The 22,844-nt window shown below is 26.7% G+C and carries 25 protein-coding genes; all 25 read right to left on the bottom strand.

The genetic code is table 11. The features are described from left to right. The coding region (locus BLS00_RS08855) for a hypothetical protein (protein ID WP_143012954.1) at positions 1 to 234 on the bottom strand (234 nt) is incomplete at its 3' end. Further along, positions 212 to 499: a helix-turn-helix transcriptional regulator gene (locus tag BLS00_RS08860; protein ID WP_091405015.1), complete on the bottom strand. Its 288-nt coding sequence runs from the start codon at positions 497 to 499 to the stop codon at positions 212 to 214. The genes BLS00_RS08855 and BLS00_RS08860, both read right to left, overlap by 23 nt. A 332-nt stretch (positions 500 to 831) precedes the next feature. Further along, on the bottom strand, positions 832 to 954 hold the full coding sequence (locus BLS00_RS10845; RefSeq protein WP_259700011.1) for a hypothetical protein: 123 nt from the start codon (positions 952 to 954) through the stop codon (positions 832 to 834). Between the two features lie 83 nt (positions 955 to 1,037). Next, entirely contained in the window at positions 1,038 to 2,006 is a 969-nt protein-coding gene (locus BLS00_RS08865; RefSeq protein WP_091405017.1) for an Rpn family recombination-promoting nuclease/putative transposase, read from the bottom strand. A 114-nt stretch (positions 2,007 to 2,120) separates the two neighbouring features. After that, the gene (locus BLS00_RS08870) at positions 2,121 to 2,312 is read right to left on the bottom strand and encodes a hypothetical protein (RefSeq protein ID WP_091405020.1); all 192 of its coding nucleotides are present in this window, start codon (positions 2,310 to 2,312) and stop codon (positions 2,121 to 2,123) included. Positions 2,313 to 2,993: 681 nt separating this feature from the next. Beyond that, positions 2,994 to 3,992, bottom strand: coding sequence for a mannose-1-phosphate guanylyltransferase (locus tag BLS00_RS08875; RefSeq protein WP_091405021.1), 999 nt, complete (start codon positions 3,990 to 3,992; stop codon positions 2,994 to 2,996). An 88-nt stretch (positions 3,993 to 4,080) separates the two neighbouring features. After that, positions 4,081 to 5,127 carry a dTDP-glucose 4,6-dehydratase gene (gene rfbB / locus BLS00_RS08880; protein WP_091405024.1) on the bottom strand — a complete coding sequence of 349 codons (1,047 nt, stop codon included), beginning with the start codon at positions 5,125 to 5,127 and terminating at the stop codon, positions 4,081 to 4,083. 17 nt (positions 5,128 to 5,144) lie between these two features. Next, positions 5,145 to 6,017 carry a glucose-1-phosphate thymidylyltransferase RfbA gene (gene rfbA, locus BLS00_RS08885; protein ID WP_091405026.1) on the bottom strand — a complete coding sequence of 291 codons (873 nt, stop codon included), beginning with the start codon at positions 6,015 to 6,017 and terminating at the stop codon, positions 5,145 to 5,147. Beyond that, positions 6,014 to 6,544 (bottom strand): GNAT family N-acetyltransferase, encoded by a 531-nt coding sequence (locus BLS00_RS08890; RefSeq protein ID WP_091405027.1) that lies wholly within the window; start codon positions 6,542 to 6,544, stop codon positions 6,014 to 6,016. Before BLS00_RS08890 ends, rfbA begins: the two co-directional genes overlap by 4 nt. 12 nt (positions 6,545 to 6,556) lie before the next feature. Continuing rightward, positions 6,557 to 7,333, bottom strand: coding sequence for an ABC transporter permease (locus BLS00_RS08895; RefSeq protein ID WP_091405029.1), 777 nt, complete (start codon positions 7,331 to 7,333; stop codon positions 6,557 to 6,559). A 10-nt stretch (positions 7,334 to 7,343) separates the two neighbouring features. After that, positions 7,344 to 8,297, bottom strand: coding sequence for an ABC transporter substrate-binding protein (locus tag BLS00_RS08900; protein WP_091405031.1), 954 nt, complete (start codon positions 8,295 to 8,297; stop codon positions 7,344 to 7,346). 14 nt (positions 8,298 to 8,311) lie between these two features. Next, positions 8,312 to 8,890 (bottom strand): pyruvate kinase alpha/beta domain-containing protein, encoded by a 579-nt coding sequence (locus BLS00_RS08905; RefSeq protein WP_091405034.1) that lies wholly within the window; start codon positions 8,888 to 8,890, stop codon positions 8,312 to 8,314. Beyond that, the gene (locus tag BLS00_RS08910; protein ID WP_091405036.1) at positions 8,877 to 9,632 is read right to left on the bottom strand and encodes an ABC transporter ATP-binding protein; all 756 of its coding nucleotides are present in this window, start codon (positions 9,630 to 9,632) and stop codon (positions 8,877 to 8,879) included. The genes BLS00_RS08905 and BLS00_RS08910 overlap by 14 nt, the downstream gene beginning before the upstream one ends. Then, positions 9,619 to 10,569 carry an RNA polymerase beta'' subunit family protein gene (locus BLS00_RS08915; RefSeq protein WP_091405039.1) on the bottom strand — a complete coding sequence of 317 codons (951 nt, stop codon included), beginning with the start codon at positions 10,567 to 10,569 and terminating at the stop codon, positions 9,619 to 9,621. Before BLS00_RS08915 ends, BLS00_RS08910 begins: the two co-directional genes overlap by 14 nt. Positions 10,570 to 10,736: 167 nt before the next feature. Beyond that, positions 10,737 to 11,798: an ATP-grasp domain-containing protein gene (locus tag BLS00_RS08920; protein ID WP_091405041.1), complete on the bottom strand. Its 1,062-nt coding sequence runs from the start codon at positions 11,796 to 11,798 to the stop codon at positions 10,737 to 10,739. 4 nt (positions 11,799 to 11,802) lie between these two features. Then, on the bottom strand, positions 11,803 to 13,218 hold the full coding sequence (locus BLS00_RS08925; protein ID WP_091405043.1) for an oligosaccharide flippase family protein: 1,416 nt from the start codon (positions 13,216 to 13,218) through the stop codon (positions 11,803 to 11,805). Between the two features lie 6 nt (positions 13,219 to 13,224). Next, positions 13,225 to 14,322, bottom strand: coding sequence for a DegT/DnrJ/EryC1/StrS family aminotransferase (locus BLS00_RS08930; protein WP_091405156.1), 1,098 nt, complete (start codon positions 14,320 to 14,322; stop codon positions 13,225 to 13,227). Continuing rightward, entirely contained in the window at positions 14,303 to 14,731 is a 429-nt protein-coding gene (locus BLS00_RS08935) for a sugar 3,4-ketoisomerase (protein WP_091405047.1), read from the bottom strand. The genes BLS00_RS08930 and BLS00_RS08935 overlap by 20 nt, the downstream gene beginning before the upstream one ends. Beyond that, positions 14,728 to 16,002 carry a glycosyltransferase gene (locus BLS00_RS08940; RefSeq protein ID WP_091405049.1) on the bottom strand — a complete coding sequence of 425 codons (1,275 nt, stop codon included), beginning with the start codon at positions 16,000 to 16,002 and terminating at the stop codon, positions 14,728 to 14,730. Before BLS00_RS08940 ends, BLS00_RS08935 begins: the two co-directional genes overlap by 4 nt. After that, entirely contained in the window at positions 16,002 to 16,898 is an 897-nt protein-coding gene (locus BLS00_RS08945) for an N-acetylneuraminate synthase family protein (RefSeq protein ID WP_091405050.1), read from the bottom strand. Before BLS00_RS08945 ends, BLS00_RS08940 begins: the two co-directional genes overlap by 1 nt. Before the next feature lie 4 nt (positions 16,899 to 16,902). Next, positions 16,903 to 18,066 (bottom strand): acylneuraminate cytidylyltransferase, encoded by a 1,164-nt coding sequence (locus tag BLS00_RS08950; RefSeq protein ID WP_091405052.1) that lies wholly within the window; start codon positions 18,064 to 18,066, stop codon positions 16,903 to 16,905. Then, a complete protein-coding gene (locus BLS00_RS08955) occupies positions 18,063 to 19,178 on the bottom strand; it encodes a polysialyltransferase family glycosyltransferase (protein ID WP_091405055.1) in 1,116 nt (371 codons plus the stop codon). The genes BLS00_RS08950 and BLS00_RS08955 overlap by 4 nt, the downstream gene beginning before the upstream one ends. Further along, complete coding sequence (locus BLS00_RS08960; protein WP_091405057.1) at positions 19,175 to 20,572, bottom strand: O-antigen polymerase; 1,398 nt, start codon at positions 20,570 to 20,572, stop codon at positions 19,175 to 19,177. The genes BLS00_RS08955 and BLS00_RS08960 overlap by 4 nt, the downstream gene beginning before the upstream one ends. Positions 20,573 to 20,586: 14 nt before the next feature. After that, on the bottom strand, positions 20,587 to 21,717 hold the full coding sequence (locus tag BLS00_RS08965) for a glycosyltransferase family 4 protein (RefSeq protein ID WP_091405059.1): 1,131 nt from the start codon (positions 21,715 to 21,717) through the stop codon (positions 20,587 to 20,589). Then, the gene (gene wecB, locus BLS00_RS08970; protein ID WP_091405062.1) at positions 21,717 to 22,844 is read right to left on the bottom strand and encodes a non-hydrolyzing UDP-N-acetylglucosamine 2-epimerase; all 1,128 of its coding nucleotides are present in this window, start codon (positions 22,842 to 22,844) and stop codon (positions 21,717 to 21,719) included. The genes BLS00_RS08965 and wecB overlap by 1 nt, the downstream gene beginning before the upstream one ends.

The raw sequence follows: 22,844 nt of genomic DNA on the forward strand, positions 1-22,844 counted from the left end.
GTCTATTTCTTTTAATTCATATTCATCTGTATCGTCTCTTGTTATTAATATATAGTATATTATAAATCCAAATATTTCTTTCGCTTTTTGTGAATTTATCTTTTCGTATTTATCCATCATGTTGAATATCTTTCTTCTGTTTTCTATATAGTCTATTAACTTGTTACTCATGTCCCATTTTTGATTCCCATGATAAAATTTAGAATTATTTTTATCTTTTATCAATAAATTCAATATCTTTTCCTGTAGCATTTAATATCTTTTGAACAAAATCAATTCTTGGGTTTACTAAACCTCTTTCAAATCTTGATATAACTTGTTGTTTCACTCCTATATTTTCTGCTAATTCTTTTTGTGTAAGATTATTTTCAGCTCTATATTCTATTACACTTTCTATCAATTTGTATTTTAATTCTAAATCATCATATATCTTTTTGATTTCTGGTTTTTCTTTTAATATTTTTTCTTTTTCTTTTTTAAAATCATATAGTTTTTCCATTTTTATTCCTCCATTTCGTCTATCAATGTTTTCATTTTTTGAAAAATCGGTCTTAAAATAGTATTCCCCAATTTTTTAGATTTCTTAATTTTATAATCAAATAAAACTATTATTTCTTTATTTTTTATAAAATAAAAAATCCTTATTTTTCTCCCTTATATTATACAACATATTCGTTGTATTTTAAAATACTAAATTAAATATTTTTATATAAATACATTTGTATTATTTTACATAATTATATTTCTCTTTGTCAAGTGAAAAAAAACAGCGTATTAGCATTTTAGTAGTTTAGTTTTTTGGTTTTTCTAATTTGCAAAAATGCTAATCTGCTAATCTGCCAAACTGCTACTTTTCACTCTTCCAACCTCTAACATCCAACCTCCATCTGAAAAAGCTTTTAGCTTTTTCACTCTTCCAACAACTATCAACCAAAAACCAGAATTGTAAAACAATTTTTATAACGCCACTCTGAACCTGCCGAAGAGTCTGATGTTTTTCATACTAAAAAAGCCTCCTTTTTAAAGGAGGCTGTATATTAATTCTTGTTTTGGTTCATTTCTTCTTCAATTTTCTTGATTTCTTCTATAGATAATTCTGTTACCTCTGAAATAGTTTTTTTATCTAATTTTTTTGATAATAACTTTTTAACTGTATCTTTAGCTTTTAAATATTCTCCAAGTTTCATCCCTTCCAACTTACCCTTTTTAATTCCGTCCTCGTAAAGTTGTCTACCTCTAGTCATAATCAAATCACCTCTTTTTATGTCTATTTCTTTTAATTCATATTCATCTGTATCGTCTCTTGTTATTAATATATAGTATATTATAAATCCAAATATTTCTTTCGCTTTTTGTGAATCTATCTTTTCATATTTATCCATCATGTTGAATATCTTTTTTATGTTGTCTATGAATTTGTCTTTTTCTTTTTGTTTTATTGCTTTTAATGTTTCCAATATTATTTTTAATAGTATCGGTCCTTTTATTTCTTGGTTTGTTTTGTCGTTTAGCTCTATTATTTCGTATTCATAGTTCGGTATGTATTTGTTTATTTTTTCTGGGTAATTTTCTCTGTTTTCTATATAGTCTATTAACTTGTTACTCATGTCCCATTTTTGATTCCCATGATATATTAGTATCGGTATTATTATGTTTGTTTTTGATGTTTTTGGATTTAATGTTTTTTTCATTATTTTGTTTATATATTCCAATAGTTGGAATGTTGTTTTTTTATCTGGATAACTTTTGTGCTCATATAGTATGTAGATATACGTATCCGTATTTTTTATTTTCGTCTTATACAGTATATCTGAATATGCTTTTTCTAACTTTTTGTCTATATATGTTCCATCTATTATTTCTAACTTTTTTAAGTCCATTTCTCTCGTTATTTCTTCGTCTATGTATGTTTCTATAAATTCTTTTGATATTTCCTTGTCTCCAAAGGTTTTTTTGAAAAATGTGTCGTGTGGTTGGTTTATTATTTTTCTGATCTCTTCCCCCATTTCTCACCCCTATTATACCAAATTTTTATTAAATATTATATATACATATGTTCGTATAATTATACATAATTATATTTCTCTTTGTCAAGTGGGAAATACAGAATTCTTTGATTTCTACTCCAAAATACCTGGGAAATACCTATCAAAAGATTCTATCAAATCCCTTTCTTCAAAAAGAGTAATATTAACCTCCTTATAAATTGGCCTGATACCAGATAACCTAATAGCAGACAAAACATCCACATACTCAATCCCGTTCTTCCTTGCAAATTTCTTTGGTGTTGTTAATTCAATTTTTTCCTTCATTCTTTCCTCCTATCATTTTTGAAAAAGTTTCTCTCTCCTGAAATATCCATAAAAAAAATACAAACGACAATATAATAAATAACAAATTAGCATAAAAGCTTTTTTGCACTCTTCGTCATCTGCGATGACTTATAAATTTTCTCACGACTCATCAAAAAAATGAAGTTCTTCTATGTGCATATACGTATGTATAATGACGATTAAAATCAATTACAATAAAAAATCTTTAATTTTCATAGTTTTTCAAAAACTCTAAAAAATAGAATTAATCTATCACTTGATTAATTTATAACCATCATAAAACCTATAAAAAAAGATACCAACCTAAGTTGATATCTCCAATTAATATTTAAGGATTTTAATTCTCCTCTAAATGTGTTAGAGGAGCACCTGTGAAACAGGGGAGGAGTTTAGGCCTTTTGTTTTTTAAAGGTTTTTACCAACATCCAACCTCGATCCTCCAACAGAAATCTTTGATTTCTACTACAGGGGAGTTTAGCGGTTAAATCCCCTCTAAAATGACTATTAGAGGGGTGTCAGTGAAACTGACGGGGTGTTTTAGATTTTAATTCTCCTCTAAATGTGTTAGAGGAGCACCTGTGAAACAGGGGAGGAGTTTAGGCTTTTGTCTTTGTTTTTTAAAGGTTTTTACCAACAACAAACAACCAGCAACCGGAAAATTTATTTATAAATTTTCCTATAAACCTCCCTAATATCATTAACCATGTCCTCTTTTGCTACCAAAATTCCGTTCTCTGTTTCTATTATCACAACATCATCCACCCCAACAACTCCAACATTCTTGTTTGATTTAACAAAAACATTCTTGCTGTCTACAAGATGAACATTTTCTTTACCGTCTGAACAGCCTTCCATCTCTCTAACAGATACCCAGTTCCCAACATCAGACCATTCATAATCTGCCATAATAGTAAACACTCTTTCAGATTTTTCCATCAAAGCATAGTCTATGCTTATCTTTCTTAAGTCTAAATATACTTTCCTTATCTCTTCTACATCTTTTGGGTTTATATCTTTCAATGTATTATATATATCTTCATTATATCTTTTCATCTCTTCTAAAAATATATCTTTCTTCCATAAAAACATCCCGCTATTCCAATAATAGTTTCCTTCTTTCAAATATTCCAAAGCTGTTTCATGATTTGGTTTTTCTCTGAAATTATCTACTTTCATAACTCCATTTCCAACTTCTTCCCCTGCTTCTATATATCCGTATCCTGTTTCTGGTCTTGTTGGTTTTATCCCCATAGTAACCAAACCATTGTTTTCTTCTGCTGCCTTTATTCCTTTTTCTACTACTTCCCAAAACTTCTCTTTATTTGGTATATAATGGTCTGCTGGTAAAATAAACACTACCTCGTCTTCTTCTGCTATCAAAGAACCAACAAAACAAGCTGGAGCTGTGTTCCTTGCAACTGGTTCGAGAATAACGTTACCAATGCCTAATTCTGGTAATTCTTTCAGTGTTTGTTCCTTGTGTTTTTCTGCAGTAACAACAAAAATATCTTTTGGTTCTAATCTATAATTCAACCTCTCAAATGTTTCTCTTATTAATGATTTTTCTGAAAATATCTCCAAAAACTGTTTTGGTTTTTCTGGTGTACTCAATGGCCAAAACCTTTCTCCAGATCCCCCGGCTAATATTATCGCTTTCATATTCATGACCTCCCTGATTTATAGTTTGTCAACACTCTATTGAAAAAGCATCTGATTTTTATTCAGATGCTTTATATTAAATACTATTTTAATCAACATAATTTTTATCATAAAATTCTTTGTATTCTCCAGAAATAACTGATTCCATCCATTCTTTGTTTTCTAAGTACCAATCTATTGTTTTCTTTATTCCTTCGTTAAACATTACTGTTGGTTCCCATCTTAATTCTTCTTTTATCTTTGTTGGGTCTATTCCATATCTTCTATCATGTCCCAATCTATCTTTTACATGTTTTATTAGATTTTCGTTTATTTCTTTATCTCCTGTTTTTTCATGAAGATAGTTTATTATTGTTTTTACTATTTCTATGTTTTCTTTTTCGTTGTGTCCACCTATGTTGTATACTTCACCTTTTTTACCATTTTCATATACCATGTCTATTGCTTTGCAATGGTCTTCTACATATAACCAATCTCTAATTTGTTTCCCATCTCCATATACTGGTAAGTCCTTATGATTTAGAGCATTGTTTATCATAAGTGGTATTAGCTTTTCTGGGAATTGGTATGGTCCATAGTTGTTTGAACATCTTGTTATGTTTATATTCAAATCGTATGTGTCGTGATATGCTTTTGCTATTAGGTCTGCACTTGTTTTACTTGCTGAGTATGGACTGTGTGGGTTTAATGGCGTTTTTTCTGTGAAGTATCCTGTTGGTCCTAATGCTCCATATACTTCGTCTGTGGATACTTGTAAAAATTTATGGTTTTTGTTTTTATCGTAGTATTTTTTGAATACGTGTAGTAGGTTTTGTGTTCCCAATATGTTTGTTTTTAAGAATATTTGTGGGTCATGTATTGATCTGTCTACATGGCTTTCTGCTGCAAAGTTTATTATTCCATCTATTTCATTTTCTTTGTATATTTTTTCAAGTAGCTCTGTATCATTTATGTCACCTTTTATGAAGGTGAATCTATTTTTTTCTTCTACATTTAATTTGGATAGGTTGTCTATATTTCCTGCATATGTTAGACTATCTAATCCTATTATTTTTCTATCTTTATGTTTTCTTAGGTAGTAGTATACAAAGTTGCTCCCTATGAACCCCGCTACCCCTGTTACTAATAGTGTCATATGATCAACTCCTAAATTCAGATATTGTTTTCAGCAATATCCATTAGATACTGTCCATAATCAGTTTTCATTAATGGCTTTGCCAAATTAACCAGTTGTTCTTTATCTATAAATTCCATTCTATACGCTATTTCTTCTATTGAAGAAATATACATACCTTGTCTTTTTTGTACTGCTTCAACAAAATTCGCTGCTTCTAACAAAGATTGATGTGTTCCTGTGTCTAACCAAGCAAATCCTCTTCCTAACAATTCCACATTTAATTTACCTTTTTCTAAATATTTTTTATTGACATCTGTTATTTCCAGCTCTCCTCTTTCAGATGGTTCTAAATTCTTTGCTATTTCCACAACAGAATTATCATAAAAATAAAGTCCTGGAACTGCATAATTAGATTTTGGTTTCTGTGGTTTTTCTTCTAAACTAACAGCTTTGTTATTTTCATCAAATTCAACAACTCCAAATGATTTTGGATCTTTAACATAATATCCAAAAATTGTAGCCCCTTCTTCTAAAGAAGATGCTTTTCTAAGCTTTGGTCCAAATCCTTGCCCAAAGAATAGGTTATCCCCTAATATCAATGCGACATCATCATTGCCAATAAATTCTTCTCCTACTATGAATGCATCTGCAAGCCCTCTTGGCTTTTCTTGAACTTTATATTCAATATTAAGCCCTAATTCATTTCCATTACCTAATAATTCTTTAAATAAATTTATAAATTCTGGATTAGTAATTATTAATATTTCTCTTACCCCTGCTAACATTAATGTTGACAAAGGATAATAAATCATTGGTTTATCATAAACTGGTAATAACTGTTTACTAATAGATTTAGTTATTGGGTAAAGTCTTGTACCACTTCCACCTGCTAAAATAATACCTTTCATGACTTTACCTCCTTCGTAATATTGAAATCATCTTTAAAAAAAGCATACCATTCCATATCAACATATTTACCAAAATGATAAATATGATTTTTAAAAACCCCTTCTTTTTTAAAACCATATTTTTCATAAAAATTTATAGCTCTTATATTATTACTCAAAACGTTTAAATATATTTTTTCCAAGTTCAAAGTATTAAAACCATAAAATAATATTTTATCAGTTGCTTTTAATGCTATTTTTTGTCCCCAATATTTTTTTCTTATGACAATCGCATATTCAGCATTCTTATCTATATAATTAATATTTTTCAAACTAACAGTACCTATATAATTATCATTTTCATCTGTAATAGCATAATGTACATTATTTTTATCTTCCCAAGAAGATTTAATAAAAGAAATCATTTTTTCTTTAGAATATGGATATCTGGTAAAAACAAAATTTTTTGAAATTTCGTCATTCTCCACAAATTCTCTCATATAATCAATATCAGATATTTTTAAATCTCGTAATCTAATTTTGTTCATGTTATGATCCTATTATAAGTTTGCAATTTGCATACCCCATTTTTCAATAGTATTTTTTTGTATCAAGCCAAAAATAAAATACTCTACTATTATACCTAATAAGGCAATCATAATCAAACCAGCAAAAACACCAGCAGTATCCATAAAAAATCTTTTTTCATAAATGAACCAGCCTAGCCCACCTGAAGCACCAGAAGCGCCAAAGACCATTTCACCAGAAACTAATGCTCTCCATGCTCTTGCCCAACTTATTTTTAACCCAGTTATTAACTCTGCAAAAGCAGAAGGAAGCATTACTTGTAGTACTATTTGAGTTTTATTTAATCCTAAATTTTTACCTACTTCTAGTTGAGTCTTGTCGATATTTTTAAATCCAGAATAAGCATTTAAAAGCATTGGCCATAAAACAGAATGAATTATAACAAAAATAATTGAAAATTCACCAATACCGAACCATAATATTGCCAAAGGCAGTAAAGCTATCCCAGGAATAGGGTGTAAAATTGCACTTAAAGATCTTAAAAAAGCCCAAAAATCGTCAAATATAATTCCTAAGACTGCTAAAAAAAACGCTATGCTTACGCCTAATCCATAGCCATATAAAATAATTCTTAGTGAAGTTAAAGATCTAGTTACTAGAGATAAATCTAAAATTGATTCTATAAAATATTTTATTACAGCACTAAAAGGCGGTAAGGACAATGGAGAAACTATTCCCAATCTTGGAAATAGTTCCCATAAACTTATTATTATTATAAATGCTAAAGATATTTTTATATTTCTTTTCATAATTAAACTCCTAATTTTGTTTTCCAATTATAGCTAAAACATTTTCCCAATATAGTTCTTCATTTTTATCTAAATCATTTCTTAAATATCCAACTTTTTTCATAAATGAAATGAATCTTTCTATACCATAAGGTGTTGAAGTAAAATTTGTTCCTTCCCAAGTTAAGTATTCTTTTATTGTTTCTTTGCCCAAATCAAAATCTTGTGTTAATAATTCAGCTACTTCATCTGTATTATAGTTTATTTCATACATTGCTTCATTAATAGCATTAACAAATGCAGAATATAATTCAGGATTATTATTATGGAATTTTTCGGTAGCAACACTTACCAAAAAAGTAAATTTTTCTCCAGCCGCATCAAAAGCATCAACTACTTGATGAATATTTTCAGATTTTAACTCTTCAAAAATGTAAGGAGGAGATGTAAAATGAGCTGTTATTCCCCCACTACCTGAAATTAATGCATTAGCACCATCTGGATGAGCCATAGCAACTATATTCATATCTAATGCTCTGGCATTACCCAGTTCTTTTTCAGCAGCCATTGCTAATAAGATATGTTGAATACTTCCGGGAGATGGAAGAGCAATTCTATGAGTGGGTTTTATATCTTTTAAGCTTTTAATATTATCATTATTAGTTTGAAGTCCTAGTGGCTGTACAACTAAAGGTGTGGCCATTTTCCAAGGAGCACCTTTATCGACACCAATCAAATATGGGCCAACTCCCATTGATCCTATATCTAATTTTCCTGCAATTAAAGCTTCATTTATTGCAGCTCCAGAACCTAATGTCATCCATTCTACTTCTGTTCCAGGTGCATATTTTTCAATCAAATTCATATGTTTAACTACTAACAATGGTGCATAACCCAAACCAAACTGTTGAGCAATTCTAATTTTTCCAGAAAAAGAAAAAATAGTTACCAAAATTAAAAGTAAAAATACCAAGTTTTTTTTCATACATTTCCCTCCATTTAAAAGAATTTATTTTTCATTGTAATAAAACCGCCAAAAACAAATTTCTTTATATTATTTGAATGAGATGGTTTGATAAAAGCTGAAGTGTCAGCACCTCTATGAGAACCTGAAATAACTGCAACCCATTCATCTTTACTTATTAAACCAGCATCTTTAACCATAATGGAACTTTCAATAATTACCTTTGTGCCTTGACTTACTGTTCTTAGTGCATCAGCAAAAATTATGGATGGATATATTCCATTATAGTATTTTTGAAATGATGCTTCTATACCTTTTAAAATATGTGTACCAGTGAAAATTTTATAGCCATTTTTTTCTATCTGTTTTTTTAAGTTTAGGTCAAATTCATTTATAGATTCTTCTTTATATCCACTCATATGAGTTACAAATATCAATTCTAAGTTTTGAGTTTTTATTGTTTCCATCGCCTTTTTTGCAGTAAATCCAGTAGTTGAATTAATAATAATTTTTTTTATATGATTTTCAGTACAAAAATCAACTGTTTTTTGAATACAATTTATCGTGTTTTTTTCTTTACCATCATTTAAAAAATAAATTTTATTTTCCAACATTTTTTTCCAAAAACCTTTTTTGGTCTAAATTTGTATACAAATCGTGCCACAAATCAGTAAAACCTTCAGTATCTGGCCTACGTGGTCTCGTTAAATTATTATTGTATATTTTTGATATATGCCCAGGTTCTGTACCCATAACAACTATTTTATCCCCTAATATTATTGATTCTTGAATATTATGAGTTACAAAAATTATTGTAGTTTTTACCTTTTCCCATATTTTTAGCAATTCTTGCTGCAAAATTGTTCTTGTTTGAGCATCTAAAGCAGCAAAAGGTTCATCCATTAATAAAATAGTAGGTTTTAATGCCAAAGCCCTTGCTATAGCAGCTCTTTGTTTCATTCCTCCTGATAATTGATGAGGGTAATAATCTGCATAATCTTTCAAACCTACTAAATTAATATATTCTTTTGCTATACTTTTATGTTCTTTTAAATTTTTATTATCATGTTTAAGAGCAAAAAGAATATTTTTCTCTATTGTCAACCAAGGGAAAAGTTGGTTAAAATCTTGAAAAACCATAATAACATCTCTTCCTGGTTTTTCTTTTATTCTTTCTTCTATTTTTATTGTTCCATCAAAGTCCTCAAACCCTCCAACAGTTCTAAGAAGTGTGGATTTACCACAACCAGATGGCCCTAAAATAGATATGAATTCACCTTCGTTTATTTTAAAATTTATATTTTTTAAAACTACTAAATTATCAAATTTCTTTTCTTTTATTTTAATATCTATCATAAAGCTTTCCCTCCAATTTATGAACATTGATTTTCTTATCATTTTTTAAATATTCTTCATATTTATTTTTTATATCAAAAATTATTTTCTCTTCAATTATTTTTTCTAAAAAAATATCTTTATTTCTAATAAAAACTTGTGTAAAAACATTAGCATTTTTAAATATTTTTATTTTTTTAAGATCATATTTTTTTATAATATAATCACTAATTGGTTCCCACAAAAAAACATTGTAACTTGAGTCTATTTGTAATTTCTTTTCTAAATCATTAATATTGTCAATATATAAAATATCATTATATTTTTTGAAAAAATTTTTTTCTATGATATTCGAATTTTTATAAATTGAATCAGTTACAGTGTTTTCGCCTAATATAATCAATTTTTTAGTTTTTTCTTTCCCAACAACAATATGATTTCCACCTTCTATTTCTTTAATTATCTCTATATTTAAGCCTAAACTTTTTAGATTCATATATGGGATAATGCCTATTATAGAAAATGAATTTTTTTCAATATTTTGAATAAAATTATAGGTATGTGTTTTTAATATTATTTTATATAAATTGTTTGTATTTTCAGATAAATATAAAGAAAATGGGCTTGTTACAGAATAGATATTTACTTTTTCCTTTGCTATAATTTCCGAACTCAAATAATTTATTTTATTTAATATCTCTTTAAATTCTAATTTCAATTTTTTATAATATTTTTCCCCCTTGTTATTTATATTAAAATTTGTATCTAAATATCCTTCTTTTAATAGATTATTTACTAATTTAGAAATAAAAGAACTCGAATATCCTGTTTCTCTAGATAGAGCTCTTACTCCTATATTATCTTTTTTATTTTTAATGTCCAAAATAAATAATGTTTTAAATTTTATTCCTTCACCTATATATTCATTTCTTGTTAATAGTTTTTTTATTTCATCCATATAATCGTTCCCTTTATGTACATATTTTGTCCATCACAACAACATTATATCACAAGATTTTATAGATAACAAATAATTTTATTTATTAAAAAAACACTCTCAAATAGATTCAAATTTATATAAAATCTATTTGAGAGGTGATATAAAATTCTTATGATTAACATATTTTATTTATTATAGGGATATTTCAAATTTTCAATATCTTCTAAATTAACGACTTTAGGTAAAGTGTCAACATTTCTTAACCAGCAAAGATTATTTGGAAGTGGATTTATTTTTTTACTAGGTAATTTTATCTTTTCTTTCATATTTAAAGCCAAATAAGTATATATCATTGGGAAGTTCAATCCTAATTCTGTAAAAAAATTTATAGGAGTAAAAAATCTTCCTGGATTTATTTCTGTAGGTATGGGATTCCCTTCATAATCATATGATATATCGACTGTATAAATTCCATTCGGTTTTTCATCTATTGATTTTATTGCTTTTATTGACAATTCATTTATTTCTTCATTATCAATAGTAATCCCTTTATCTGTAACTCCTGTTACTCCTGATAAGGACTTATCCCCAAGAAGCCATGACAATCCTTCCCTCGTTTGAGCAATAATTAGATTTCCATCATCCCAAATTGATGTAAAGCTTACTCTCTTTGTAGATAAACATTTGGTAGCAGAAAATTTGCCCCAGCCTTCAAAATGATCTATCCAAGCTTTAGCAAAATTATAATCATCAGTTGGTAAAGATCCATCTCCACCCCCACCTTCGACATTTCTTATCCATATTTTACTATATTTATTTAGTATTTTTATTAAATCATCCTTCGTATTTAAAATAATTGTATCAGGAACATAAATTCCTCTGTCTTTCCAAATTTTGTTAGTATAATATTTATTAACTAAATTTCTAATTACGCTTTTAGAGGGTAAAAAATATTTAACATTTAAATTGTCAAGTATTTCCCTATTTTCTGATAATTTTTCAACTTCAAAATCATGGTAAGCATATATAAAGTCTGGTTTTGTTTTCTTAATTAAAAACACCAAATTATCTATATAATTTCCACCTCGAGCTGGTGGCATATAATATGTTTCATCAGCTTCTGATAAAAACACATGGTTTTTATTTGAAGTCATTCCCACAACATAAAATTCTTTTTCTTTTTTTAAAGAGCGTATAAAATTATTACCTCCAGTTCCTCCAGCGCCACCTACTAATACTTTTATCATCTTTTCACCTTCTTAACTTTTTAATATAATTTTTTATAATTTTAAAATATGATATTGCTGAGATTATAATATATAAAATAGATACAATAATTGTAATTTTATAATCATTAAAATAAAAATAATAAAATACAAAAAGAATAGAAAAGGTCAAAATATTTATATAAATTCTTTTTCTAAAGGTTATAAGTTTTTTATTCATAACTACTATCACAGTAACTAGTAAAGATATAACATATCCCATTACTGTAGCTAAAGCTGCTCCTTTAATTCCGATAATTGGTATTAAATATAAATTTAACAATATATTAACTACTACTCCTATTGATAAAACTAAAGGGGATAGATATGTTTTTTTTGTTACTTGAAATTGAGTTCCTAATATCTGATAAAGCATTAATAATAACGGCGCTAAAACCAAAAAAGGGAAAACTTCTACACCTCTAACAAAATCGCCCTCAAATAGTAATTTAAAAATGATATCTTTGAAAAGAAACATTAGAATAAAAAAATAAGTTGAAATGATAAAAAGAACTTCCCAAATGTTTCCTAGCATTTTTTTATAATCATTATCTTTCATGGTAGAAAAAGCAAAATATTGCCATCCACCTGCAAAAGCTGTATAAATTAATTGGCTAACCATAGCATACTTTGCTCCTAATGCATAAACTCCTAATTCTGAAGTTCCTAAAATATTAGTTATCATTATTCTATCCATAGATCTATAAACCCAATAAATTAAAAAAACAGGAGTTAAAGGCAAACCTATCTTTAGCAATTCTTTTGCTATTTTTTTATTAAATTTCCCTTTTAAAAAGAATTTTTTATTTTGAAACCAAAAAAATAACACTAAGACAGGAATAGTCATTATTTTTGCATAAATTAAACCATAATAAGAAAATCCTAAATTAATTAACAAGATAGAAAGTAAATAATAACCTCCTGATTCTAATAAACCAGAAATAACAAAAATTTTCCTTTTATTTTCCATTCTTGTTGGAGCTTGAATTGGACTTCTATTTGCTGAAAACAATAAAGCAACAGAAGCAAACATTATTATATTACTATGTTCAGATACTCCAAAAAATAAGTTTGAAAAAAATGAACTGAATACAATCAATACTATACTAATGATAATAGAATTAAACAATATTATCCTTTGAGTAGTCGTAGTTACATCATACTTATACTGTTGGTCATCTTTTTCAAAATATTCCCTAAACATAGCATCATACAAGCCCATTACTGCCAAAGGGGTTCCAAAACCAATAATTAAATTAAACATATCAAAAAAACCAAATGCTTCAGTATTTGGAAGCAGCCTTGTAATTACAGGCAATAATAACAAAGGTATTATTTTATTCAATACATTTATAAAACCATATGCCAAGAAATTTTCTACAAATAATTTCGCTCTGCTCAAAATATATCAGCTCTCATATTCATTAATAATTTTTATAACATAATCAATTTCTTCATCTTTCATTCCATCATAGATAGGTAAGCTTAATAAAGTATCTGCTAACTTTTCAGTAATAGGGAAATCACCTTTTTTATACCCTAAATATTCATAGGCTTCAGAAAGATGAGGGGGGATTGGATAGTGTATTTGAGTTCCTATTCCATTATTTCTTAGATATGCTTGTAATTTATCTCTTTCTGCTGTTCTTATTTCAAACAAATGCCAAACATGTTCTGAACCTTTTCTGGCTTTTGGTAACTCAACTCTTGGATTTGTTATTTCAGATAAATATCTATTTGCAATTTTTTCTCTTTGTTTTCTCAATTCATTGTAATGTTTTAATTTCACGTTTAACAAAGAAGCCTGTATTTCATCTATCCTTGAATTAATTCCTTCAATTTTATTGTGGTATTTTTTTTGACTTCCATAATTTCTTAACATTTTTATTTTTTCTGCTACTTCAACATTATCTGTGACTATAGCTCCAGCATCTCCAAAAGCACCCAAATTTTTGGTAGGATAAAAACTAAAACATCCTATATCTCCGTAGGTTCCTGTAGTTTTTCCTTCGAATTTAGCTCCATGGCTTTGGGCACAATCTTCTATCAAATATAGATTATGTTTATCTGCTATTTCTTTTATTCTTTTCATATTTGCTGCTTGTCCATATAAGTGGACAACCATTATAGCTTTTGTTCTATCTGTTATTTTTTCTTCTATTTTATTGGCATCTATATTATAGTATTCATCTGGCTCAACAAAAATTGGTGTAGCATCGTTTTCTGTAATACCTAATACTGTTGCTATATAAGTATTAGCTGGAACAATAACTTCATCACCTCTTCCAATATTTAAAGATCTAACAGCTAAAATCAATGCATCTAAACCAGAATTAACTCCAACACAATGTTTAGCTCCCACAAAATTTGAAAAATTATTTTCAAATTCTTCTACTTTTTTGCCTAATATATACCATCCAGATTCTAAGGCTTCTATTGCAGCTTTATCATACTCTTTTTTGTATTTTTCATAGCCTCTTTTTAATTCAGTAAAGTTTATTTTCATCATTCCAATAACCTTCTTTCACATATCTAAGAAAATCTTCATAATCTCTTATATAGTCTTCTTCATTATAATATTCAGATGCTGCCACACACAATACTGAATTTTCTTTTTTCCAATACATATCATGCCAAATTCCTTTTCCAACTAACAATGCTTTTTCTGGTGAATCTAATAAATAAGATTTTTTCTCTTTTCCGTTATCTAATATAACTTCTATCTCACCATAAGGACACCAAAGAACTTGATTAAGTTCTTTGTGTGCATGCATTCCTCTTTTTGTATTCACTGGAACATTGTAAATATAATATATTCTTTTTATTTCAAACGGAATATCTTTGTTTGATTCAAAAAAAGATAAGAAGCCTTTGCTTCTATTACCAAAAGTTTTGATTTTTATAATTTTATTCATAATCTACCTTCTAAAAATTTTTTAAAGAACCAGCCTTTAATTATAAGTTTTTCTGGTAAGTATTTTAAATTTTCTACTATAAATTTTTTTAATATATTTTTTTTTATATATAGGGTTTTTTCATAATTGTAATTCACAATTTCATGTTGGTAATTAGTTGCATATTTTATAAATCTTTTATTAACTAAATCTTCCGAAAATTCATTTTCTGATTTATTATTTTGTATCTCTTTGATTTTTTTATATTTTTGCAACAACAATTTTAATACTTGAGTAAAGTCTGTATAATCAGTCTTCATATCAACACTAGTGAATACACTATCATTGAAAAAAGGAATTCTAAACCATTTTCCCTTAGAATCACATATGATTGTAGGAGTACTAACCAGCATACTGTTAATTGACGTTGTGCCAGCACTACCAACATATATATCGCTAAGTTTATAAATATAATTTGGGTCAGGATAGACTTCACCTACAAACACAATATTTTTATCAATTTTTTTAGCTTTATTTTTATAATTATTAAATAAAGTACCATTTCCAACAACCAAAAATACAACATTACCTATAATTTCTTTTATTTCTCTGTATTTTTCAATTAATAAAGAAATGTAGTCTGATCTATTAGGTTCTAATCTACATACAGTACTAATAATAGTATAATTATTATCCTTTAAATTTTTAATTTTTTTTGTAACATCATTATTAGGGATTTCATTATTTTTTATGAAATCATTTGAAAAAGATACTGGAAAATATATTTTATCATCCCAAATTTTTTCTACCAGAATATTATTTATTGATAATAATTCGTTTGATTCAAAGGGGTTTAAGGGTAATAATCTTTTTTCATTATATTGCTTTCTTATCAAATTTAAATTATTTATTTCACCAAATTTAATTTTTTGAGTTAATAACAATATAAAATTTTTAACCTTTATTTTTGATGATATCTCATCACCCCAAAATCCTGCAGGATAATTGTGACTTTCAATAAAATCAGGATTAAATCTATTTATTTTATTAATTATTTGCTCATCTATTTTTCTTTTATTTTTTTTAAAAAAAGAAGGATTTACCTCGATTTTTGGATAATAGATAATATCAATTTTATTAAATATATCAGGGAAGTCCTTTTCTATTTCACCTTTTTTAGGAACCAACAATAAAATATTATAATTATTATCAATATACCATCTAATCTTTCTAGCTAAATATGTTTCTGAACCTCCCCTTTTATAATGCCTTGTTATTATTAATACATTCATTATTTTTTTCTATCCCATCTTAATTTATTAGCTTGAACTTTTTCAATATCTAATAATTCATCAGGTTTAAATTTAAGGGATTTATAAGTAGCAATCAAGTCTCTTTTTAATCTTCTTAATCCGTCTGGCTCTAAAGAAGCTGCATGATCGGTTCCCTTCCATGTCCTATCTAAAGTAAAATGTCTCTCATTCCATTCGGCACCTAATGTGTAAGCAGCTATATCAATTGCAATTCCTAAATGATGACCAGAAAAACCTATAGCCTTAACTCTTTTCCCATATAATTCTTTAAATTTTCCTACCTCTAACATCCTTGTATCTTTAAAAGGGACAGGATAACCCGACGTGCAATGATACAAAACTAAATCATTATTTTTATTGTTTTTTTCATAAAATTTTACAATTTCTTCTACTTCTTCTCTAGTTGTCATCCCTGTAGAAACATGTACTTCACCTTGGTAATTGTCACACAAATATTGATGCATTTCCCAATTGGTTGACATCGCTGAAGGTATTTTTATTAATTCTGGATTCATGCTTACAACTTCTTTTGCCGATGTCATATCCCATATAGAAGTTGAATAAATTATTCCTATTTCTTCTTCAGCATATTTTTTAAGTTCTTTATGTTGCTCAATTGTAAGTTCTAAATATTCTCTATGTTCTCCATATGTTTTTCCATATGAATTAACAGGATTTGGATGTGGAGCATTATATTCTTCTTCAGTTAACAATTCTTTTGGATTCCTTTTTTGAAATTTTACAACATCAGCATCACAAAATATTTTAGCTATTTTTATCATTTCTTTTGCTATATCGATTTCACCTTTGTGATTACACCCAATCTCAGCTATTACTTTTGGTTTTTTATAATTTTCTTCTAAATTAAAATTCATATTATTAATCCTCCCTTTTATTATATTCAATTATAAAGCTTACCGCTTCTCTTATGGCTTCTCTTCCTCCATCATTATTTAAAATAATATCAACTTTATCTTTTATTTCTTTCACAGCATTTTTAGGGCAAAAAGACCACCCAACTGATATTAAATTAGAAAGATCATTAATATCATCTCCAATATATGCTATTTCTTCTCTTTTATAATTTCTATCTATTAAAATGTCTTCTATTTTTGTGTATTTATCTTTTACTCCTGGATAGTAATTATCTATCTTTAGTTTGTTCATTCTACTTTTTACTATATCCGAGTTTTCTGATGTAATTACAAAAACTTCTATATCATTTTCTCTAAGTATTTCTAATCCCATACCATCTCTTAAACTGAATTCCTTTAATAATTCTCCATTATTATCAAAATAAACAGTTCCTTTCGTAAAAACACCGTCTACATCCAAAAATAAAGCCTTTATTTTTGAATTCTTTTTTTTATTTTTCCTAAGTCTGTTTTCTAAAAGATTTTCAACAATATACCAGTCGTTTGGTTCATCTATTTCTATCAAAGTATCTTCTGGCATTTTTACAATTCCTATATTTCCACCTATTCTAATTCCTGATTTTTCGAATTGTTGTTTAGTTGTACCGTATATTGCCCCATTTTCAACTAAATAACCTTCAAAATCTTGTCTTCTTGGCCTATTGTTGTAATCATAATTAATTGAATTTCCGCATTTATCCCAAATAAATCTCTTATTTTCTACAACTGTTAAAGCAGAATCATATGAATCTTTTTCAATTTTTTCAATTACTTTATTTATAGCTTCTTTTGTAGACAAAGGTGAAGTAGCTTGCAATAAAAATAATAAATCATAATCATGATCTATTGAATTCACAAATTCTTTCATAGCAAACTCTGTAGATGCTGTATCAGTTGAACTCTCTTCACTTCTTTGTAATACTTTTATTTTATCCGTATATTTATACTCTTTCTCAACATAATCTATTATTTCTTTGTCATCTGTAAACACATAGACCTGATTTAAATTACTATGATAAGCTTCACCTAAAACCCAAGTAAAAAGAGGTCTTCCTAACATTTTTTTTCTATTTTTATTTTTAATACTTTTTGAGCCTGCCCTTAAAGGAATCATTGCTATTTTTTTCAATTTACTTTACTCCTTAAATATATTATTTTATACTTTATTTTAAAATCATCGTATAATTCTAGATTTTTTTTAAAGGCATTATTGAATTCTTCTTTTAAATCATTGGTTTTAAAAATGTAAAAATTCATTTTAATATTACCTTTAAGAAGTTGATAAAGATTTATCAAAGCTGTGGATCCAAAAGAGAAAACATTTAAAGTTTTAATATTATTTTTTATCATCTTACTGCTGAAAATTTCTATTGGAATATTTTGAGGTATATATAAATCATTATTCGACAAATTCATTACATAACGTTTTTTTTCTGCTGGATGTTGTTTTATATATAATGTGCTTTCATTATTAATGTTATTATAAAAATAATTTCTTAAAGATTTCAACTGTGATATTTTAAATATATTCGGATCTCCTAGAAAAATATTAATAGTTTCACTATCGCTATCTAAAGTTATATCTTTCATTTTGTCAAAAATAATATTTAGGTGCTCTATAAAAGATTCATCGTTTAGGAGTTTATCTAAACTCAATGGTATTTTTTTTATTTTTTTATTAATTGATTTCAAATTATTTTTTGCAATTTCTGGATTTTGTAAAAATATCTCATCAACAAACTTTGACTTACCTAATGCATCGCCAGGAATGTTTAACAAGTTTGAAAATTTCTTAATATATTTTAGAAGATAATTAGATTTGAAATTTATATTTTTATAGTTGTCAACACCTTCTTCATATAAAAAAACATTCTTATCCATTTTTTTAAAATATCTCATAAAAGCATACTCAACCAAAACAGTATCATGTGCAATAAATAATTGATCATATTTTTTAAAACTTTCCAACTCATTATAAATTTTATTCCATTTGTTATAGTAAATAACTTTTTTAATATAACTTAATTTTTTTTGCTTATTAATAATATTTGTATCATTAATAAAATAAATGTCTTTCCAACTTTCTGCTTTTTTAATTTTTTCATAAAAATTTTTAGCTCCACTAAAATGATTTAGTATCACCAAGCTATTATTTTTCAATTCAAACGATTTTATAATTAAATTAATAATTAAATACTGATAAGGTTTAGTACATATAAAAAGTGAATTATTTTTTTTCATCTTTTGCCTCTTTTATAAAATATTTTATTTAAAAAAACCGGCACAAAGAATATAGCCAATAATATTCCTACTAAATATGCAAGGCTACTCATCAAATCACCTCGAAGCATAAATATCATATGAAAACTAACATATAAAGAAAAAATTAACCTTAAGTCGTTATATTTAAAAAACTCATCTGTAATCTTTGAAATTATTGAAAGTATAAAAGAAAACATAAAAATTCCAATAATTCCAAAATTTATGTATCCTTCGCCTGGAAAGGGCATTGACAAATTGGAAAACCACATATTATATTTTGTCATTAACATGTTTTCCGCAACTAAGGCTCCAGAACCTATAGGTTTATTGCTCCAAATAGACCTTGGAACCCAAAACAAAACCGAACCTAAAAGTTGTCTTCCGTAAGTAATATCATTAATTTCTGAATATTTTATTGAAGCCATAAAATTAGACCATGCGTCGTAATCTAAAGAGGTTAAAGCATATTTCACATCCAAAGTTTGCACTCTTGTTATAAAAGTATTTAGTAAATCTCCCGCTACTAAATCTCTATTATGTGTAAAAGCTTGAGAAAATGGAAATATAATAGTCAAAATTAATACCAAAAACAAAAATATTTTCAAATTATTAAATCTATTTTTATAAAAAAGAAAAAATAATGTTAAATATATTGGTCCAAGTGCATTTCTTTTCACAAAAAAAGGATTTTTAAAAATAATCAATATAATTAAAGACAATATAAATAAGAATAAATACTTTTTAGAATTTCTAAAATTTAAACTAGAGTGATACGCAATGTATAAAGGAAAAGAAAAAATAAATGTATTCAATATTAGCCCAGATGATCTTTCTAAATTTAAGCCTATTCCCACATTTGAAAATATATTTGATATAAGATAATCAGAAAAAACAAGTAGTATCAAAATACTAGCTATAAAAATAATATTAAAAGTTTTATCATTCAATTTATAATAATTAGGATTTATTTTTTTGATTTTAATTCTAAAGTGCAGTAAATTCTTAAAAGAAAAATAACTAACCCCAAAAATTAATAAATATAGATTAGTTAAAACAATTAGTCTTTCATCAAAAGGCATGGTGTTTGGATATCTCCCGGTTTCTGTTTGTAAAAGAGGAGCTAACCAAAAAAAAGTATAAAAAAATACCAAAAAAACACTGTCCATCAATGAAATTTTTCTTGAAAAAATATGTATTGCTGAAAAAACAATTATAAACAAAAGATTTATAAAAAAAGACAAATTAACAGTAGTATATATAGTCAAATTATAACCATAAATAAAAAGACTTACTATTGTTATTAATAGCATTACAGAAGTTTTTAAAATATATGCTATTTTTAAGTTATTATTTTTTGTAATAACGCTTGTCATAATTATGCCTCATTTTATATAGATTTATATTTTTCCTTAAATAAGTTTATATATCTTTTAATTATATTTTCTAAATCATATTCTTTATAATTATGTATACTATCTTTCATCTCATTAAATTTGTTAATTTTTTCAAACCATTCACCTTCATTAAATGGATCCTCTACATAAATAGCTTTCCCTTTTGTTACCTCATAAATTGAAGCCTTTTTAGTAGTTATAACTGGAGTTCCTAAATTCATAGCTTCTATAGGTGGCATCCCAAACCCTTCAAATATGCTAGGGAATAAGAATATTTTTGCATTTTTATACAAAGAATTTCTTTCTTCATTACTTATAAACCCTGTTAATATTATTTCATTTTGAATATTTAAATCATTAATTATTTTTTTTATTTCTGCTTCAGATTTACCTCCTACTCCACTTATTACTAATTTTTTTGGTATATTTAGATTTGATTCTTTTATTTTTTTCATTGTATATAGTAATGTCTTTAAATTTTTATGAGGTAAAAGCGAAGATACAGTATAATAATAATTATTTTTTTCAATATTATATTTATTTTTAATTTTCTGAAAATTTTCTATATTGTCTATACCAGTTATTGGATTATATATTACAGTTATTTTTTTTGAATCAATATCAAATTTTTCTTCAATATCTTTTTTTACAAAATTAGAAATAGCAACTATTTTATCGGCAGTTTGTGCGCATCTTTTCCAAGCAAATCTTAACCAAAGATTTTTTATTTTTGAAAAATATTCTGGATAATGTAAAGCTTGAAGGTCATGTATTGTTATAATATAAGGTATTTTTTTATTTTTTATCAATGGCTTGCTATAAACAGGTACAAACATTAAATCAATTTTTTCTTTTTTTGCATATTTATCTAAAAGTATATTTTCTTTTATTATTCTAGAGAAAACTCTTTCACTTTTAATAGGTAAAATTACTTTTTTAAAAATCTCTTTTTTAAAATATTTTTCAAATGATTTATAATTATCTTCAGTCAAGAATAAAATAAAATTAAACATTTTCTCATCTGCATAATTATTAAGTCCATCTAAAATATTTCTTATATATGATTCAGCTCCACCATTTTTTCCGACTTTTACCCATAATAAATCAATACCGATTTTTTTCATCAATTCTCTCCCCAAACTACTCTATTTATATAATCTGTATAAGAAATTATTATTCTCAATACTTTGTCAGAAACATTTGACATACTGTAATCTTTTACCAATCTCAATGTATCTTTTTCTTGAGTTTCTAATATTTCTAACCCCTGGAGAATTCTTTCTTTTTTTAGGCCGACCATCATTACAGAGGCTTCTTCCATTGCTTCTGGTCTTTCGTGTGCCTGTCTTATGTTTAAAGCTTTTAGCTTTAGTATAGACGATTCTTCACTTATAGTTCCACTATCGCTTAGTACTGCTTTTGCATTTTTTTGAAGTTTAATATAGTCATTGAACCCAAGTGGTTTCATCAAAGATATCAATTTGTTTAATTTTATATCTTTTGAATCTATCATTTTTCTCGTTCTTGGATGAGTGCTAACTATTATTGGCATTTCATATTTTTCTGCTATTGCATCTAAACTATCTATTAAATCGTTGAAATTATTTTCTGAATTTATGTTTTCTTCTCTGTGTGCAGATACAACAAAATATTTATCTTTAGTAAGATTTAGTTTTTCTAATATTTTTGAACTTTCTATATCTTGTTCTTTGTTTTTTAATACTTCATACATTGGGCTGCCTGTTTTTATAACTCTATCTGCAGGAATATTTTCTTTTATTAAATATTCTCTTGCTATTGAGCTGTATGTTAGGTTTATATCTGCTATATGATCAACTATTTTTCTGTTTGTTTCTTCTGGTACTCTTTGGTCAAAACATCTGTTTCCAGCTTCCATATGGAATATTGGTATATGTTTTCTTTTTGCTGCTATAGCACAAAGACAACTGTTTGTATCACCAAGTACCAAAAATGAATCTGGTTTTACTTCGTCTAATATTGGGTCTATGCTTGAAAGTATATTTCCTATGGTTTCAACTGGTGAACCTTTTGCGGCATTTAAAAAATAGTCTGGTTTTTTTAAATTTAAATCTTTAAAGAATACTTCGTTTAATTCGTAATCATAATTTTGTCCAGTGTGAACTAAATAATGGTCTATCACTTCTGATTGTTCCAACTTATTTATAACTTGAGATAGTCTTATTATTTCAGGTCTTGTTCCCACTACTGTCATGACTTTTAGTTTTTTCAT

Source organism: Geotoga petraea (assembly GCF_900102615.1).
In the GTDB taxonomy this organism is placed as follows: Bacteria; Thermotogota; Thermotogae; order Petrotogales; family Petrotogaceae; genus Geotoga; species Geotoga petraea.

What these genes read in the sequence shown, in the direction of transcription:
- BLS00_RS08860 (WP_091405015.1), bottom strand. Translation starts at nt 499, where the DNA reads ATGGAAAAACTATATGATTTTAAAAAAGAAAAAGAAAAAATATTAAAA.
- BLS00_RS08865 (WP_091405017.1), bottom strand. Translation starts at nt 2,006, where the DNA reads ATGGGGGAAGAGATCAGAAAAATAATAAACCAACCACACGACACATTT.
- BLS00_RS08870 (WP_091405020.1), bottom strand. Translation starts at nt 2,312, where the DNA reads ATGAAGGAAAAAATTGAATTAACAACACCAAAGAAATTTGCAAGGAAG.
- BLS00_RS08875 (WP_091405021.1), bottom strand. Translation starts at nt 3,992, where the DNA reads ATGAAAGCGATAATATTAGCCGGGGGATCTGGAGAAAGGTTTTGGCCA.
- rfbB (WP_091405024.1), bottom strand. Translation starts at nt 5,127, where the DNA reads ATGACACTATTAGTAACAGGGGTAGCGGGGTTCATAGGGAGCAACTTT.
- rfbA (WP_091405026.1), bottom strand. Translation starts at nt 6,017, where the DNA reads ATGAAAGGTATTATTTTAGCAGGTGGAAGTGGTACAAGACTTTACCCA.
- BLS00_RS08890 (WP_091405027.1), bottom strand. Translation starts at nt 6,544, where the DNA reads ATGAACAAAATTAGATTACGAGATTTAAAAATATCTGATATTGATTAT.
- BLS00_RS08895 (WP_091405029.1), bottom strand. Translation starts at nt 7,333, where the DNA reads ATGAAAAGAAATATAAAAATATCTTTAGCATTTATAATAATAATAAGT.
- BLS00_RS08900 (WP_091405031.1), bottom strand. Translation starts at nt 8,297, where the DNA reads ATGAAAAAAAACTTGGTATTTTTACTTTTAATTTTGGTAACTATTTTT.
- BLS00_RS08905 (WP_091405034.1), bottom strand. Translation starts at nt 8,890, where the DNA reads ATGTTGGAAAATAAAATTTATTTTTTAAATGATGGTAAAGAAAAAAAC.
- BLS00_RS08910 (WP_091405036.1), bottom strand. Translation starts at nt 9,632, where the DNA reads ATGATAGATATTAAAATAAAAGAAAAGAAATTTGATAATTTAGTAGTT.
- BLS00_RS08915 (WP_091405039.1), bottom strand. Translation starts at nt 10,569, where the DNA reads ATGGATGAAATAAAAAAACTATTAACAAGAAATGAATATATAGGTGAA.
- BLS00_RS08920 (WP_091405041.1), bottom strand. Translation starts at nt 11,798, where the DNA reads ATGATAAAAGTATTAGTAGGTGGCGCTGGAGGAACTGGAGGTAATAAT.
- BLS00_RS08930 (WP_091405156.1), bottom strand. Translation starts at nt 14,322, where the DNA reads ATGAAAATAAACTTTACTGAATTAAAAAGAGGCTATGAAAAATACAAA.
- BLS00_RS08935 (WP_091405047.1), bottom strand. Translation starts at nt 14,731, where the DNA reads ATGAATAAAATTATAAAAATCAAAACTTTTGGTAATAGAAGCAAAGGC.
- BLS00_RS08940 (WP_091405049.1), bottom strand. Translation starts at nt 16,002, where the DNA reads ATGAATGTATTAATAATAACAAGGCATTATAAAAGGGGAGGTTCAGAA.
- BLS00_RS08945 (WP_091405050.1), bottom strand. Translation starts at nt 16,898, where the DNA reads ATGAATTTTAATTTAGAAGAAAATTATAAAAAACCAAAAGTAATAGCT.
- BLS00_RS08955 (WP_091405055.1), bottom strand. Translation starts at nt 19,178, where the DNA reads ATGAAAAAAAATAATTCACTTTTTATATGTACTAAACCTTATCAGTAT.
- BLS00_RS08960 (WP_091405057.1), bottom strand. Translation starts at nt 20,572, where the DNA reads ATGACAAGCGTTATTACAAAAAATAATAACTTAAAAATAGCATATATT.
- BLS00_RS08965 (WP_091405059.1), bottom strand. Translation starts at nt 21,717, where the DNA reads ATGAAAAAAATCGGTATTGATTTATTATGGGTAAAAGTCGGAAAAAAT.
- wecB (WP_091405062.1), bottom strand. Translation starts at nt 22,844, where the DNA reads ATGAAAAAACTAAAAGTCATGACAGTAGTGGGAACAAGACCTGAAATA.